Source organism: Tepidimicrobium xylanilyticum, assembly GCF_900106765.1.
GTDB classification, from domain to species: Bacteria; Bacillota; Clostridia; order Tissierellales; family Tepidimicrobiaceae; genus Tepidimicrobium; species Tepidimicrobium xylanilyticum.
In genome coordinates this window covers 16,923-31,182 of sequence record NZ_FNNG01000010.1, presented here as the reverse complement: position 1 = coordinate 31,182, position 14,260 = coordinate 16,923, and the positions used below count along the sequence as shown (strand labels likewise).

12 protein-coding genes are annotated in these 14,260 nt (G+C 32.4%); 2 read left to right on the top strand and 10 right to left on the bottom strand.

The window, feature by feature from the left end; translation table 11 throughout:
• From BLV68_RS10620 to BLV68_RS10585, 8 genes are all read right to left on the bottom strand, one after another.
• Entirely contained in the window at window positions 1-1,872 is a 1,872-nt protein-coding gene (locus BLV68_RS10620; RefSeq protein ID WP_093753634.1) for an NADH-quinone oxidoreductase subunit NuoF, read from the bottom strand.
• Entirely contained in the window at window positions 1,873-2,349 is a 477-nt protein-coding gene (locus BLV68_RS10615) for an NADH-quinone oxidoreductase subunit NuoE family protein (RefSeq protein WP_093753632.1), read from the bottom strand.
• A 424-nt stretch (window positions 2,350-2,773) separates the two neighbouring features.
• Window positions 2,774-3,148, bottom strand: a complete 375-nt coding sequence (locus BLV68_RS10610; protein ID WP_093753630.1) for a hypothetical protein — start codon at window positions 3,146-3,148, stop codon at window positions 2,774-2,776.
• Between the two features lie 17 nt (window positions 3,149-3,165).
• Entirely contained in the window at window positions 3,166-3,711 is a 546-nt protein-coding gene (locus tag BLV68_RS10605; protein ID WP_093753628.1) for a hypothetical protein, read from the bottom strand.
• A 295-nt stretch (window positions 3,712-4,006) separates the two neighbouring features.
• Complete coding sequence (locus BLV68_RS10600; protein ID WP_093753626.1) at window positions 4,007-4,669, bottom strand: PHP-associated domain-containing protein; 663 nt, start codon at window positions 4,667-4,669, stop codon at window positions 4,007-4,009.
• Window positions 4,670-4,833: 164 nt separating this feature from the next.
• On the bottom strand, window positions 4,834-5,925 hold the full coding sequence (locus BLV68_RS10595; protein WP_093753624.1) for an ABC transporter substrate-binding protein: 1,092 nt from the start codon (window positions 5,923-5,925) through the stop codon (window positions 4,834-4,836).
• A gap of 43 nt (window positions 5,926-5,968) precedes the next feature.
• Window positions 5,969-6,940: an ABC transporter ATP-binding protein gene (locus BLV68_RS10590; protein WP_093753622.1), complete on the bottom strand. Its 972-nt coding sequence runs from the start codon at window positions 6,938-6,940 to the stop codon at window positions 5,969-5,971.
• A complete protein-coding gene (locus BLV68_RS10585) occupies window positions 6,930-8,579 on the bottom strand; it encodes an ABC transporter permease (RefSeq protein WP_093753620.1) in 1,650 nt (549 codons plus the stop codon). Before BLV68_RS10585 ends, BLV68_RS10590 begins: the two co-directional genes overlap by 11 nt.
• A gap of 239 nt (window positions 8,580-8,818) precedes the next feature.
• Between BLV68_RS10585 and BLV68_RS10580 the strand changes: the two genes are divergently transcribed.
• Together BLV68_RS10580 and BLV68_RS10575 are read left to right on the top strand one after the other, a co-directional pair.
• Window positions 8,819-9,616, top strand: a complete 798-nt coding sequence (locus BLV68_RS10580) for a hypothetical protein (RefSeq protein ID WP_093753618.1) — start codon at window positions 8,819-8,821, stop codon at window positions 9,614-9,616.
• Window positions 9,613-10,875 (top strand): alkaline phosphatase family protein, encoded by a 1,263-nt coding sequence (locus tag BLV68_RS10575; RefSeq protein ID WP_093753616.1) that lies wholly within the window; start codon window positions 9,613-9,615, stop codon window positions 10,873-10,875. Before BLV68_RS10580 ends, BLV68_RS10575 begins: the two co-directional genes overlap by 4 nt.
• A 1,389-nt stretch (window positions 10,876-12,264) precedes the next feature.
• Here BLV68_RS10575 and BLV68_RS10565 read toward each other — a convergent pair.
• Both BLV68_RS10565 and BLV68_RS10560 read right to left on the bottom strand, forming a co-directional pair.
• Entirely contained in the window at window positions 12,265-12,777 is a 513-nt protein-coding gene (locus tag BLV68_RS10565; protein ID WP_093753612.1) for a flavin reductase family protein, read from the bottom strand.
• 215 nt (window positions 12,778-12,992) lie between these two features.
• Entirely contained in the window at window positions 12,993-14,084 is a 1,092-nt protein-coding gene (locus tag BLV68_RS10560) for a glycerol dehydrogenase (RefSeq protein ID WP_093753610.1), read from the bottom strand.
• Window positions 14,085-14,260 lie beyond the last annotated feature (176 nt).

Here is a 14,260-nt window from a genome sequence, read left to right as displayed (position 1 = left end):
CTAAGCCTCCTTTATAGCTTTAAATGCACAGGATTCTATACATGCACCACATTTTATACATTTGCTTTGGTCTATTAAAAATGGTTCTTTTATCTTTCCACTAATAGCACCCACAGGACATATTCTGCTACATTTGCTACAACCCTTGCAAAGTTCAGGCATTATCTTTATTACCTTTAACCCTTGACAAGTCTTTGTAGGACATTTTTTATCGACTACATGGCTCAAATACTCGTCTCTAAAATACTTTAAAGAGCTGACTACAGGATTTGAAGCAGTCTTTCCTAAACCACAAAGAGCTGTTTCAGTTATTGTATTTGACAATTCCTCTAATAGGTCTAAATCTTCAACTTTTCCTTTGCCATTAACAATTTTTTCTAATATATCAAGCATCAGCTTTGTACCCTCTCTACAAGGCACACATTTACCACAAGATTCATTTTGGGTGAAATTCATAAAGAATCTGGCAACTTCAACCATACAGGTATCTTCATCCATTACTACCATACCTCCGGAGCCTATCATCGCACCCACATCTTTTAATGAATCGAAATCCAATGGTAAATCTAAATGTTCTTCGGTAAGACATCCGCCAGATGGTCCACCTATTTGAACAGCTTTGAACTTCTTGTTACCCTTTATTCCTCCCCCTATATCAAAAATTATTTCTCTAAGGGTTGTTCCCATTGGAACTTCAATTAGTCCAGTATTATTTACATTTCCTGTTAAAGCAAAGGCTTTTGTGCCTGGACTCCCATTAGTACCATAGGATTTATACCAGTCTGCACCATTCATAATTATATGTCTAACATTGGCAAAAGTCTCAACGTTATTCAAAACTGTAGGTTTCTTCCAAAGCCCTTCCTCAACGGTTCTCTTTGCCTTTACCCTAGGCATTCCTCTTTCGCCTTCAATTGAAGCAATTAAAGCACTTCCTTCACCGCATACAAAAGCTCCTGCTCCTTGATTAATGTGTATATCAAAGTTTAAATTGGACCCTAAGATGTTTTTTCCTAATAAACCATATTCCCTAGCTTGTTCAATAGCTTTACTCAACCTTGCAACTGCTAGCGGATATTCAGCCCTCACATAAATATATCCTTCACAAGCTCCTGTAGCATAAGCTGCTATGGTCATTCCCTCAATTATATTATGAGGGTCTCCTTCCATAATGGACCTGTCCATAAATGCACCTGGATCCCCTTCATCGCCATTACATATTATATATTTTGTATCACTTGAATAAGAAAGGACTTGAGACCATTTCCTACCAGTAGGATATCCTCCTCCGCCTCTCCCTCTAAGATTAGCTTCTGTAATCTCTTTACATACTTCTTCTGGTGTCATTTCTTCTATCGTTTTAGCTAATGCTTGATAACCACCATATGCAATATATTCTTGAATTGATTCTGCGTCTATGTGGCCACAATGTTCTAATACAACTCTAGTTTGAGATTTATAAAAAGGTATTTCTTCTTGCTCATGATAAACCTTGTCTTCTAATCTGTACATAAGTCTCTCAACAGGTTTTCCTTCTATTAAAGTCTTGTTCACAATCTCTTCACAATCTTCAACTTTAACCTTTAAATATAGAAATTTATCTGGCTCAATCCGGACCAACGGACCTGCTTCACAGAATCCATGACAACCAGATTTTTTGATTCCTATTCCATTATCCTCTTCATATAAATCCACCTTAGCCAATAAACCCTTTTCTTCTATTAATCTCTTTATCTCAGCATATACCTCTAAAGAACCTCCTGCTACACAACCAGTTCCTCCGCAAACTAATACTTGCTTACGCTGTTTATCTAAATTACTCTTAAATTTTTCAGATATTTCCCTAAGTTCATCAACGCTATTAATTCTCATCTATGCTTCCTCCCTTAACTTATTTATAAGTTCAACTGCATTTTCGGGAGTCATCTTCCCATAAACCCTATCATTGATATTTAAAACTGGTGCCAATCCACATGCTCCAAGACAAGACACAGTTTCTACTGTAAACAATAGATCTTCTGTAGTGTTTTTCTCATTATCAAGCCCTAGCTCTTTTTGTAACGCATTAAGTATGGGGATAGATTTTTTAACATGGCAAGCTGTTCCATCGCAAATTTTAATTACATACTTACCTTTAGGCTTTAAAGAAAAGTTCTCATAAAATGTAGCAACGCCGTAGATTTTAGCAGGACTAATATCCATCTTATTTGCTATGTACTCTAGCACATCCTCGGGTAAGTAATTAAATCGCTCCTGAATATCTTGAAGAATTGAAATAATTGAGGATTGTTTGTTACCATGCTTCAGCACAATATCATCGATTATATCTTTCATTTCTTGATTAAGCATATAAAACCTCCTAACCACTTATAATGATGTTAAATTTTTAACTTTAAACTTTGCAAAAACATTGTTAGCCTAATTAACACATATTTTTATTACCTAAAAAACCACAATTCAATCTTATCAAAATGTAATTTTTAGTCAATAGTAACTTTTATTCTCAGGGTTTTTATAAAAAATTTTTATAATTCATATTCAGGTTAATATTTTGACTAATAATGACATAATAACCATATTTATTACGTTAAAATATTGACATATATTTATGGTTAAACTCCATTTTGATAATAAATTGAGTCCCCTATCTAGTAAAGTATGATTAATTCAAAAAAATATTATTCTTTATCTAATTTTCAGTTTCAAGATTACAATAAAATATCGAAAAAAAACTACCAAAAAGAAAAAGCCTTTTATTTTTGGCTTTTCCTTTTTATAAAATCCTCTCTTTTGCTTTCTTAATCCCCAACCATGTAAAACATGAAATGGCCGCTATGGAACCTAATCTTCCTCCTACTCCTACAAATGCTTCTTCAGCTAAAATAAATACTATGCCAGATATAATTCCAACAAATATCATATCTGTTAATTTAGGAAACCTTTCCCTAGAAACCATAGCTGCATAGGACCCTGTAGTTGCAACGGTAGCAAGTAATACCCCCTCCTCAGGAAAAAAATGAGGTAAAATAATTCCCGATGCTAATGTTACTATTGCTGAAGCAAGTACAGGCCCTTTATTTAATTTGAATATGATAAAATAGGTCAAACTGGTTGCAAGCACTGCTACAGCTATTATCTTTATTGCCACAATTAATCATCCCACTTTCATATGAATAAACCCATTAATAGTCTAACTATCTGAGTGGATAGAGCTGCAATTGTACCACCCTTCCCTCCAATGCCATCATATACCTCTTTAGAAAAGATTATTACAAAACCTGCAAACAAACCAATAAGGCCTGCCATAAACATAGAAGAAACTATTTTTTCTCCTGACATGCCTACAAAAGAAGCTATATAAAAAGCTCCTGCCTTTTGTTTCGAAAACAATAATCCAACAAATATACCAACTATTCCATTGGCTATTATATGCCCATATCCTAATGTATGGTTTATATGCCAGGTTATAGATGCAGCAAATGTAGTTCCTAATATTAGTAATATGTTTTCAAAATTTACCTTCCTTATTTTGCTTTTCACTTGGATTAACTCTTTTATTTCATAGAAATGATCCCATATAGCCATTCCAAAAAACACTATTATCCCTAATATCAAAATTCTATTTATAATTGAATCATTATTTTTAAAAGCAATATAAAGTATACTTAAGCTAATCAATATATAATAAAAAAAGAAATTTTCTTTTCTCATTACCTCACCTCATCAAATTTATGTCCTAATTAATCTTTCTTATGTCAAAAATAATAGAATATAAACCTTCTCTGAAGCATAACAAAAATAATTATACCACAAATATACCCAATATCAATATTAATATTAATATTAGTATTAATTCCTACTATTTTAGTAAGAATTAATATAATTAAATTCTATTCAGGTCATATTAACTTAATAATCTGAAGATAATCTCATAAACTTTATCTGAGAATTAAAGGTAATTCTTTTATAGGAAAGTAAAGCTAAGATAATCGAATGATTCTATATCTTAGCTTATCTCAATCAAATTAAAACTCTCTTCTATTTCAGGGCATGCTAAAACGAATTCAGTATCTTTTTTCATCACGGGATAACAGTTTGAGCATTTTATTGCTTCAATAAAATCTATATGGTCCCTAATTCTCCCTTCAAAATAAGTAGCATAGGTTCCTAATTTTTCTAACTTGTGGGCATCGCTTGCTCCTAATATAGGAAGGTTCAATCTATTAGCCAGTTTATAAGCTTTCATATTATAATCATAATAAGTGCTTCCATTGAAAGCTTCTACTCCAGACAATAGAGGGGCTAATCTAATCATGTTGTTTCCTATTCCCCTATTGTTATTCCTAAAGGGATGGGCAGCAATAGCAATTCCATTATTCTTTTTCACCAAATCTAATAATTCCTCTGAACTAACCATTTCCTTAGGTATGCCCTTTAGTCCGAAGGTCAAAATATCACCTTCAAAGGTTAATACCTCAGCACCTACTATGACTAGAATCCCATCTATATAAGCAGAATCTCCTATTTCGTTTCTTAGAAGATTGTTATCATGGTTTGTAACACAAATACCATCTAATCCTATGCGCTTAGCTTCTTCAATTGCTTCATAGAAATCCAACTTACTATCGTCAGAATACTTGTTATCATGTACATGGCAATCAATTATCATTTTGCCCTCCCCCTTTTTGCACACTAGTATTATAGTACCACATTATGTATTAAATTAGCTCATGTATAGATTTATTTCATATTAAGTAATTTGCTATAAATTTTGCTAATAGTACTTCAACATATAAACAGGCATATTCATTCTTATATGCCTGTTTTTTTATGCTATTTGTCTCCTACTAATTCAACCCATCTTTCAATAATTCCTTCCCTTCTTTCTCCAAATACGCTTAAATCTTGTTCTACGAATCTATCCATCGGTACCCTTAAGTCATAAGCAGTTATACCTGGTTTAATCATCATATTGGTATCCTTCATATCTATTTCAGCCAACATTTGCATATTTTCATTCTTTAGCATCCAATCAAGAAAAGCTTTTGCCCCTTCCTGATTTTTAGCATTCTTAAATATAGCCATACCTTCTGCAATCCATGGTATAAAATCTTCAGGATAAATTATAGATACATTGTATTGCTCTTCTAACTCCAATATCGATTTATTAATGTATGTTATACCAATTGCTACTTCCCCTTCAACTACCTTTGTATAAGGATCTCTCCCCCTCTTGCCATAATAAGGAATATTCCTATCTAGTTCTTTAAAATATTCCCAACCACCTTCTTCTCCCATTGTTTCTAATACTCCTGCAACAAAAGCAAAAGCATTTCCTGAAATAGCAGGATTTGCAGCCATTATCTCTCCCTCATATGCTGGATTAATCAAATCTGACCACGTTTTGGGAACGGGTAGATTTTTCTCCTCTAAAATATCATTGTTAACAATAAAAGCTATAATATTTAAGCCCTTACCATACCAATAGCCATCTTCGTCCCTATATTGAGGATAGATTTCTTCATATCCTTCAGGAAAATATTGTTCCAAGAGACCTTCGTTCTTTGCCATCATAAATGCATCTATTCCACCACTAAACCAGAGGTCTGCCATTGGCTTTCCCCCTTCAGCCCTTGTCCTAGCTAAAACCTCACCAGATGACATTTCCAAAAATTCAACTTTTATTCCGGTATCTTTTTCAAATTTTTCAAATAGCGGCGAATACATCTCACCCGATGTGGTAACTATGTTTAGCGTGGTACTCCTTAAGTCAGTTTTTTCATCAACATCCTCAACTTCATCTACAATGTCCTGAACTTCACTCTTCCCAGAAGCCTCTTTTGATTCTGAATTGCCACATGCTGCTAAAGCAAGTGATAATACCAATATTAGTATCAGAATCATCATGAATTTTAACCTTTTCATTCTTATTCCCCCTCTGATATTTAATATATAATTAATTGTGAACTTAAATATTGCTATGCTTCTCTAAACTTATATATCTTTCTTTATAAGTAAGATATACATATTCACCTAATTCAAATCCCTCATTACCAACATTTTGAGCTTGGACATTTAGTTTATTCTTTTCTGTCTGAACTACATAGGATATATAGGAGCCAATAAATTTTCTTTTAACAACTTTCCCATAAGTATTCCCTTGATGCCTATCCATAATTATTTCTTCAGGTCTTACAAAGCTAATTGATCCCGAACTTTCTTCTATTACATTAGAATTCCCAATAAAATCTAGAACAAATTTACTTTTTGGGTTACAATAAACTTCTTGCGGGGTCCCAATTTGTTCCAACTTGCCTTCATTCATAACTGCTATAATATCAGCAATATACAATGCTTCTTCCTGATCATGGGTAACGAATATCATAGTTATCCCTAGTTGCGACTGTATGTCCTTTATCTCTTCCCTCATCTTTACTCTAAGCTTTGCATCTAAATTAGAAAGAGGTTCATCTAATAAAAGAACCTTAGGAGTTACAACAAGAGCCCTAGCTAAAGCAACTCTTTGTTGCTGTCCACCACTTAACTGTTGAACATTTCTATTTCTATAAGGCAGTAATCCAACTATTTCTAAGTACTCCTCCCCTTTCTTTATCGCTTCTTTCCTAGAATAACCCTTAAATTTTAATCCATAGATTACATTTTGAAGTACTGTCATATGGGGAAATAGAGCATAGGATTGAAAAACTGTAGAAGTTGGTCTTATTTCTGGAGGCAAATTGGTAATATCCTGACCATCAATGATTATCCTTCCACTATTTATCTTTAAAAATCCACCGATAGATTTTAAAGTAGTTGTTTTACCACATCCACTAGGTCCTAATAAACACATTATCTGCCCTTTTTCTACTTTGAAACTTAATCGGTCTACAGCAATTACTTCATTGAATGTCTTTGTAACATTTTCTAATTTAACAAACATTTTTCCACCTCATTATCAATCTAGACATCAATAAATTTATGGTCAGTGTTATAAAGATTATCATAACAGAAGCAGCTGCTCCAACCCCATATTTACCTTCTCTAATTGCAGAAAACATTTCTAGTATAGCTAATTTCTTTCCAGGATATATTAAAAATATAATGGCTCCCACCGTCGTCATAGTATTTTTGAAATTATTAACAAAATTAGTCATAAATGCAGTCTTACTCATTGGAAATATAATATCTTTAACTATATAAATACTAGGTGCACCCAAATCCTTTCCTGCATCAGCTAACTCTGGTCCTAGTTGTGATAAATTAGCATTATAGATCCTAGTATTAGATGGCAACTGTCTAAACATAATATTTAATATAACAATTGCAGATGTGCCCGTAAGCTCTAAGGGTTTATTGTTGAAAGCAAGTATATAAGCTATCCCCATAAAGACACCTGGTACTATACTTGGCAACGTAACTACAAAATCTATCAGTCTGGATGCCCTAAATTTCCTTATCTCAACATAATAGGAGATAAAGAAACTTAAAACACCTCCGCCTATTCCTGTGATAAATCCATATGCAATACTTCGTATGAAGCTATCGCTTAAATACTTTCTTAGATGTATAAAATGCTCTAAAGTAAAATACATCTCCCCATGGCTATATTTTGTAATTGCAGTTAAAAAAATTGTCAGGTATTGTATTATCATTGTAAACAAATACAAACTTGTAAAAATTTGAATGAATTTCCATAAGAATCCACTTACCTCTATGCTTTCATCTGCATCTTTATTAAACATATCATTTGTCACTGTATTTTGCACATATAAGATGTTTTTTCGTGTAAAAATTCTATACTGGGTAAAAGCAATTACAGCAGGAATTAGTATCAAAACACAAATTGCTGCAGCTAATTCCATCTTTGAATAAGCTATAACATTTAAATAGGCTTGTGTTGCTAGAACATTAAATGCTCCCCCAATGGTCATGGGAGTCCCAAAATCAGATAAAGACCTAACAAAAGTAAGAAGTGCAACATTTAATATGCCAGGTTTCATCATAGGGAGGATAATACTTCTTATTGTATAAGAAGTGCTTGCACCTAAATCCAGAGAACTCTTTATTATATCTTTATCTATTCTATTAATGATGCCTATCAATATGAAAGCATTCATAGATGAAGTGCTTAATGACTGCATTGAAACAATGCCCTGCCAACCATAAGTGTTGAGAGCAAGACCTAATAATTCATGTGTAATAAATCCCCTTCTCCCAAATAGCTTTATATAAGCTAAAGATGAAAGAAATGGGGGCGATATCATGGTTAACATCAGGAGCAATATTAATATTTTTCTAACTTTCCCTTTTGAAAGGCTTGCATAGATTGCTACATTGACGGAGATTACTACTGATATTATGGTGGTTAAAGTGGCAACAAACAGGCTATTTTTTATCAACCTAATATTATTGCTAAACAAATTTCTGTATACATCTAAGGTAAATTGACCATCAAGTATAAAGCTTGTCCTAATAATGGAGTATATTGGTCTCAATATGAATATAAATAGGAGTATTAGTAAAAGGGTAAATATGAAATAGTCTATAATTTTATATGCTACAATTTTGCTTTTACACATCCAAATCTACCTCTATGTTTATATTTGTCCTCTAGCCCTTCTATATATTACCATATAATTTATAATAATTACTTATTATATATTTTTTTTATATCAATTCTAATTCTATAGATTATTTTTATATATGTTATTGAATTAAATAATTTTTCTCCCTTTATCAGCAATTTTCTCTGTAATTGGGTAAATATATGATATATTATGTATAATATTAGCAAATTACTTCAAAGGAGAAATGAATTATGGAAGAAAAAAAATTGTTCGAAATATATGATTTAACTAAAGATTTGCCCAAAGATACGGTTATAGGTGAATTTGCTGGAAGAGATAGTGTTGCTGCTATTTTAAAAGCTATGGAGGATAGCTCAATCAGTAACATATTACCTATAGCTTCCTTTGCCCCTACAGAATATGGTAACTTTGAAATACTTAAATTTAATTATGAAAAAATGATCAAAAGAGCAAAAGAACTTTATGGCAGTAATAAAACCATATATCCGCTTGTTTATTATAGCAATTTTGATTTATGGAGTGTCATAAATGGCAGATTTGTTGACTCCATTATTGAAGGATTTAATTTCTATACCCCCTGTGTAGGCTGTCATGCATATTTTCATCTGCTTCGAATTCCCATCGCCCTTAGACTTAGCAAAAAAATAATAGCTGGCGAAAGAGAAAGCCACGACGGAAGGATTAAAATCAATCAAACTGCTGAATCACTTGATGCCTATGAAAAAATGGCAAAAGCTTTAAATGTAGAGCTAATAATGCCACTTAGATACGTAGAAGATGGAAATAATGTAGAAAAAATATTGGGCTGGGAGTGGAAGGAAGGAAAAGACCATCAAAGATGCGCTTTCAACAAGAATTATGTTAATCCAAAAGGTAATGTTACTTATAATAAAGATAAGATGAAAGAATATATTGACAAGTACCTGTATCCTGTATGTGTTGCTCTAGGAGAATTATTAATCGGTGAAGGAGAACCTACCAAGGAAAGAATGATACAAGCCTTAATGAATAGGAGTGGTATATTTTGAAAATAGTACTTTTACTATTAGATGGTTTAGGTGACAGACCTCATAGTATTTTAAAAGGAAAAACCCCATTAGAATATGCTAATACCCCTAATTTAGATAGACTATGTAAAAATGCTGAAACTGGTATAATGATTCCTTGGAAACAAGGGCTCCCATTAGGTACTGAAGTGGCTCATTTCATCCTATTTGGTTATGATATGAAGGAATTTCCTGGTAGAGGTATTATCAATGCATTATCTAGAGATGTAGAAATAGAAGAGAAAGCGGTTTACCTTTGCACCTCCTGGGCCTGGGTTGAAGAAAAAGATGGTCTTTTCATTGAAGAGAGATTTACTGAAGACCTGTCTACAGAAGAAATTTTAGAATTAATGAAATTGCTGCCTAAATCGGTTAATAATTATTCATTCAAGTGGCAACAATCCATCGGCATCCATGGAGTTCTCGAGATAAAAGGAGAAAATATAAGCAGTGATATTTCCGATAGCGACCCCTTTTACGATAATAGCTACGTAATGACTGTTGAGCCATTTGAAAGTAATAGTTCATCTGCTATTGAAACTGCAGAAGCTCTTAACATTTTTTTGAAAAAAGTTTATAGGGCCCTGAACGCTTCAGAAATCAATCAAAAAAGAAAGCAGAATGGTAAGCAACCTGCTAATTTTCTCTTAACTAAATGGGCAGGTAGAAAACCTGATTTACTTAACTTCGAAGAAAAACATGGACTAAAGGCATGTATAGTTAGCTCTGGAATATTAATGTATGGCATTGCCAAACTTTTAGGTATGGATTTCATTAAATATAATAGTTTTAGCGAAGGGGTTAATCTAGCATTAAAAAGTGACTACGATTTTATCCACCTTCACACTAAGGAAACAGACGAGGCAGCTCATACTAAAGATCCCAGAAACAAGGTGAAAGTATTAGAGGAAATTGACAGCCAAATTGGTCCATTAGTTGAAAGTGCTTTAAATGAAGATATTTTTTTAGTTGTAACAGGTGACCATACTACCCCTAGTTTTGGACCTATGATCCATTCTGGAGAACCGGTGCCAATTATGTTCATTGGCAAAAACACAAGGGTAGATTATGTGGACACATTTGGAGAAAGAAGCTGTACTAGAGGAAGTATTCGAATGTATGGTTCTGATTTAATGCAAATGTTATTAAATTATACGGATCGGGCTCAGTTTTATAATTACAGGCAAGGGTCTAAACAGCTAAACCACATACCAAAAAAAATAAATAAATTCTGTCCTTAAGATGTGTAATTGTGATAATGTCAATCACTGATACTATCACGATTACACAATCACTCCTATTTTTATCTAATAATACTGACTATTCCTTTAAATCCTTTTATTTTAGTTATAACTTATTGAAGAAGTGCCTAGTAGAAGTAGAGCTGATTAGAACTATAAATCTGTTACTCCAAATTTTTTACTCATCAGCATAATTTTCTTCTAAAGCAATAGCACTTAATCCCATGTATGCTAATAATTTTAGACTTTTCTTTATGGTATTATGATAATATCTTTTCTTCTATTTTTCGTTATAAAATAAACTCCTCCAACAAAGTCACTGTTGTATGAAAGCAATTGACTTAGCGATATCCAGTTCTTTATATGGCAGTTTTCCAAGAATATACTACTGGCATACACGTTCCACTAAACCATAGCTGATTCTTACTTTTTTAAGCAGGGATAAAGCCAAAAACTCATTATTAACATCAACGTTTACAGTATGTAATGCCATATAAATTGTCCTATTATGTCTGGCAATTTGTTCTTATTTTATAGGGGTAGGTATCACCATTAGTATATCACAAAGATATTGTAAAATTAAAATACATGAAATAAACTTCATATTCTATTGATAATCTAAATTAAGTGGTTTATGCTCTACATGTGAAATTTATACTATATGTAGGAGGGGTAATAAAGTTTAGGTGGACAGTTCACAAGTTGAGGAAATAGCATAGGTTAGCGACGCGAAATAGCTTTATGGAACATTGGCATTATCGTTTCAATCATTTTAACACTTGCAAAAAACATCGAGTATATGAAGATACTAACCTTTCAATCGACTATTCTCTGTTAGGTATTAGGCTCAAACCATCTTATTTTATTTTTGCAGGATTTTTCATTTGCTTACATAATTCACATTATAGGTATTTTGGAGGTTTTGCTCTTAGGTGGTATTTTGAGGCCATTTTATTATGCAAATCCAAATGGTAATATTTGCCCTTACCACTTTTATAACTTTAGTCCAAAAAATTTATTACACATATGATACATATAATGTAAAAGATATGCCTTAATTATTTATTTTTAATATAATACATACCTAAAGAAACCCCATTTAGCACAAAAGTGCTTATTAACAAAATTATAGAAAGTAAAGTGCTCGTGCCGCTTGTATCCATAAGTGCAAACCAATCTCCTACCTGAACAATACAATTGCTATAATTTACTTGAAAACCTATAGCAATTGCACATGCAGTAATAACTAACAATAGAATAAATACTCCAGTTCTTATTATGGTTAATTTTATACTTAACTATATCCACACCGGATAGTATTAACCCAGTAAAAGACTTCCTAACATAAGAAAATTAATCATAATAATGCCTTCTAATCTTAAGTATTTTTTACCCCTTAAGCAAATAAGTATCTAATATTTCTCCAAAATATAATACATGATAATCGTTATTTGGATAAATGCTGTTCTTTATCTCTCTATCTAACGCTGACGGTTCCATGGCTTGCTGATAAATAACTCTACATTCATAATGTAATTCACATTCTCCGATTATTGGTGTAGATATCTTTTGACCTTTTATAATAGTTAAATTGCATTGTTCAAATTTATTCATATCTCTTCCGGATTTAGTTCCACAATAGACTAATTCATTTTTTAAATCTTTTTCCAAAGGGATACTAACTGTAAACTCTTTTGCATTTTCTATTAACTTATAAGTATATCTTGAATATCTAACTGCAACCATGAATATTGGTTTGTTCCAAATATAACCTATGCTGCCCCAACCTATTGTCATTGTATTTACTTCATTTCCATTTTTCACAGTTAGAAAGGCTCCTTTCTTTAACTGTTCTAATGTTTGTAATGAATATTTTTCAAAATTAATCTTTTTGATTTCCATAATATTATCTCCTTTCCTTTTTTATCATAGTTTTATTATAGCTTATGCAAACTATTTGCAACTTCATAACTAAACGATAATATCGTATATTTTTCTTAAAAACATAATTCTATAGGAATTTCACACAAACACAATAGTTTAATAGTCCAAATATTTCAAATAAAATTTTTATAAAATAATAAGGGTCAGTTAAATAGGAAACTGACCCATTTTTGCTATAGCTTAAAATTTTCGCCCAAAGCATCAGCTGCCAATATAGCTGCATAAACATCTTCCGGTGTGACTTCAAAAGGCATATTGAAAATGGTCTCTCCTTCCGCGCAGCTTAATTTTGCAACATCCATTAATTTTTCTTTCGATACTTCTTTAATATTTAATTCTTTTAATGTAGTTGGCAATCCTACTTCATTGCAGAAATATAGCACTTCTTCTATTTCGTCTATAGGCGCATTTTCCAATACCAATTGTACTAAAACACCAAATGCAACCTTTTCGCCATGATATAATTCATGAGTTTCTTCAATGGCTGTTAAACCGTTATGAATAGCATGAGCAGCTGCAAGGCCACCACTTTCAAATCCAATACCACTTAATAGAGTATTTGCTTCAACTACTTTTTCAACTGATTTAGTCACTACTTTCTTATCTACAGCTAATTTAGCTTTTAACCCTTCGTTTATTAATGTTTCGTAGCAAAGATTAGCTAATGCCATTGCAGCATCTGTAGGATATGCCCCAGCCATATTCTTAGCCCCAGCTTTTGCTGCAGCTCTAGCTTCAAATTTTGTGGCCAACGCATCTCCCATCCCTGCTACCAACAATCGTGAAGGAGCATTAGCAATTGCATCAAGGTCAATTAATACCATATCTGGATTTTTAGGTAAGAATAAATATTCATCGAAAATTCCATCATCAGTATAAATAACAGACAAAGCACTACAAGGTGCATCGGTACTTGCTATAGTTGGCACAATAACTACAGGCACCTTTTCATAATACGCAACCGCCTTTGCAGTATCTAGAATTTTACCTCCTCCTACTCCTATAATTACATCGGATCCCTTTGCTTTAAACTCATCACGCAATCTATTTATTTCATTTTTTGAACATTCGCCATTAAATTCGACGAAGTCTATTTTTACAGAACCTCCAAAGCTTTCTTTTATTGAATCCCCAAACCTTTTATACCCTGATTTGCTAATGAGGATAAAAAATGAACTTCCTAAATGCTCTACATGATTTTTAATTCTTTTTAGTTCTCCACTCCCCTGAACATATCTTCCAGGGAAAATTGCTGTTTTTGTCATAAAAACCCCTCCTTTTTCTCTGAAAAGTAATATACCCATAATTGACAATAAATAAACAATTTAATCTTTTTTATATTATTTTTTTAATATAGAATCTATTCTTTAAGAATATGGTAAAAACTTGATAGCTAACTGTTAGCAGGGATATAATATTAATAGATAAAAAATTATGTAAA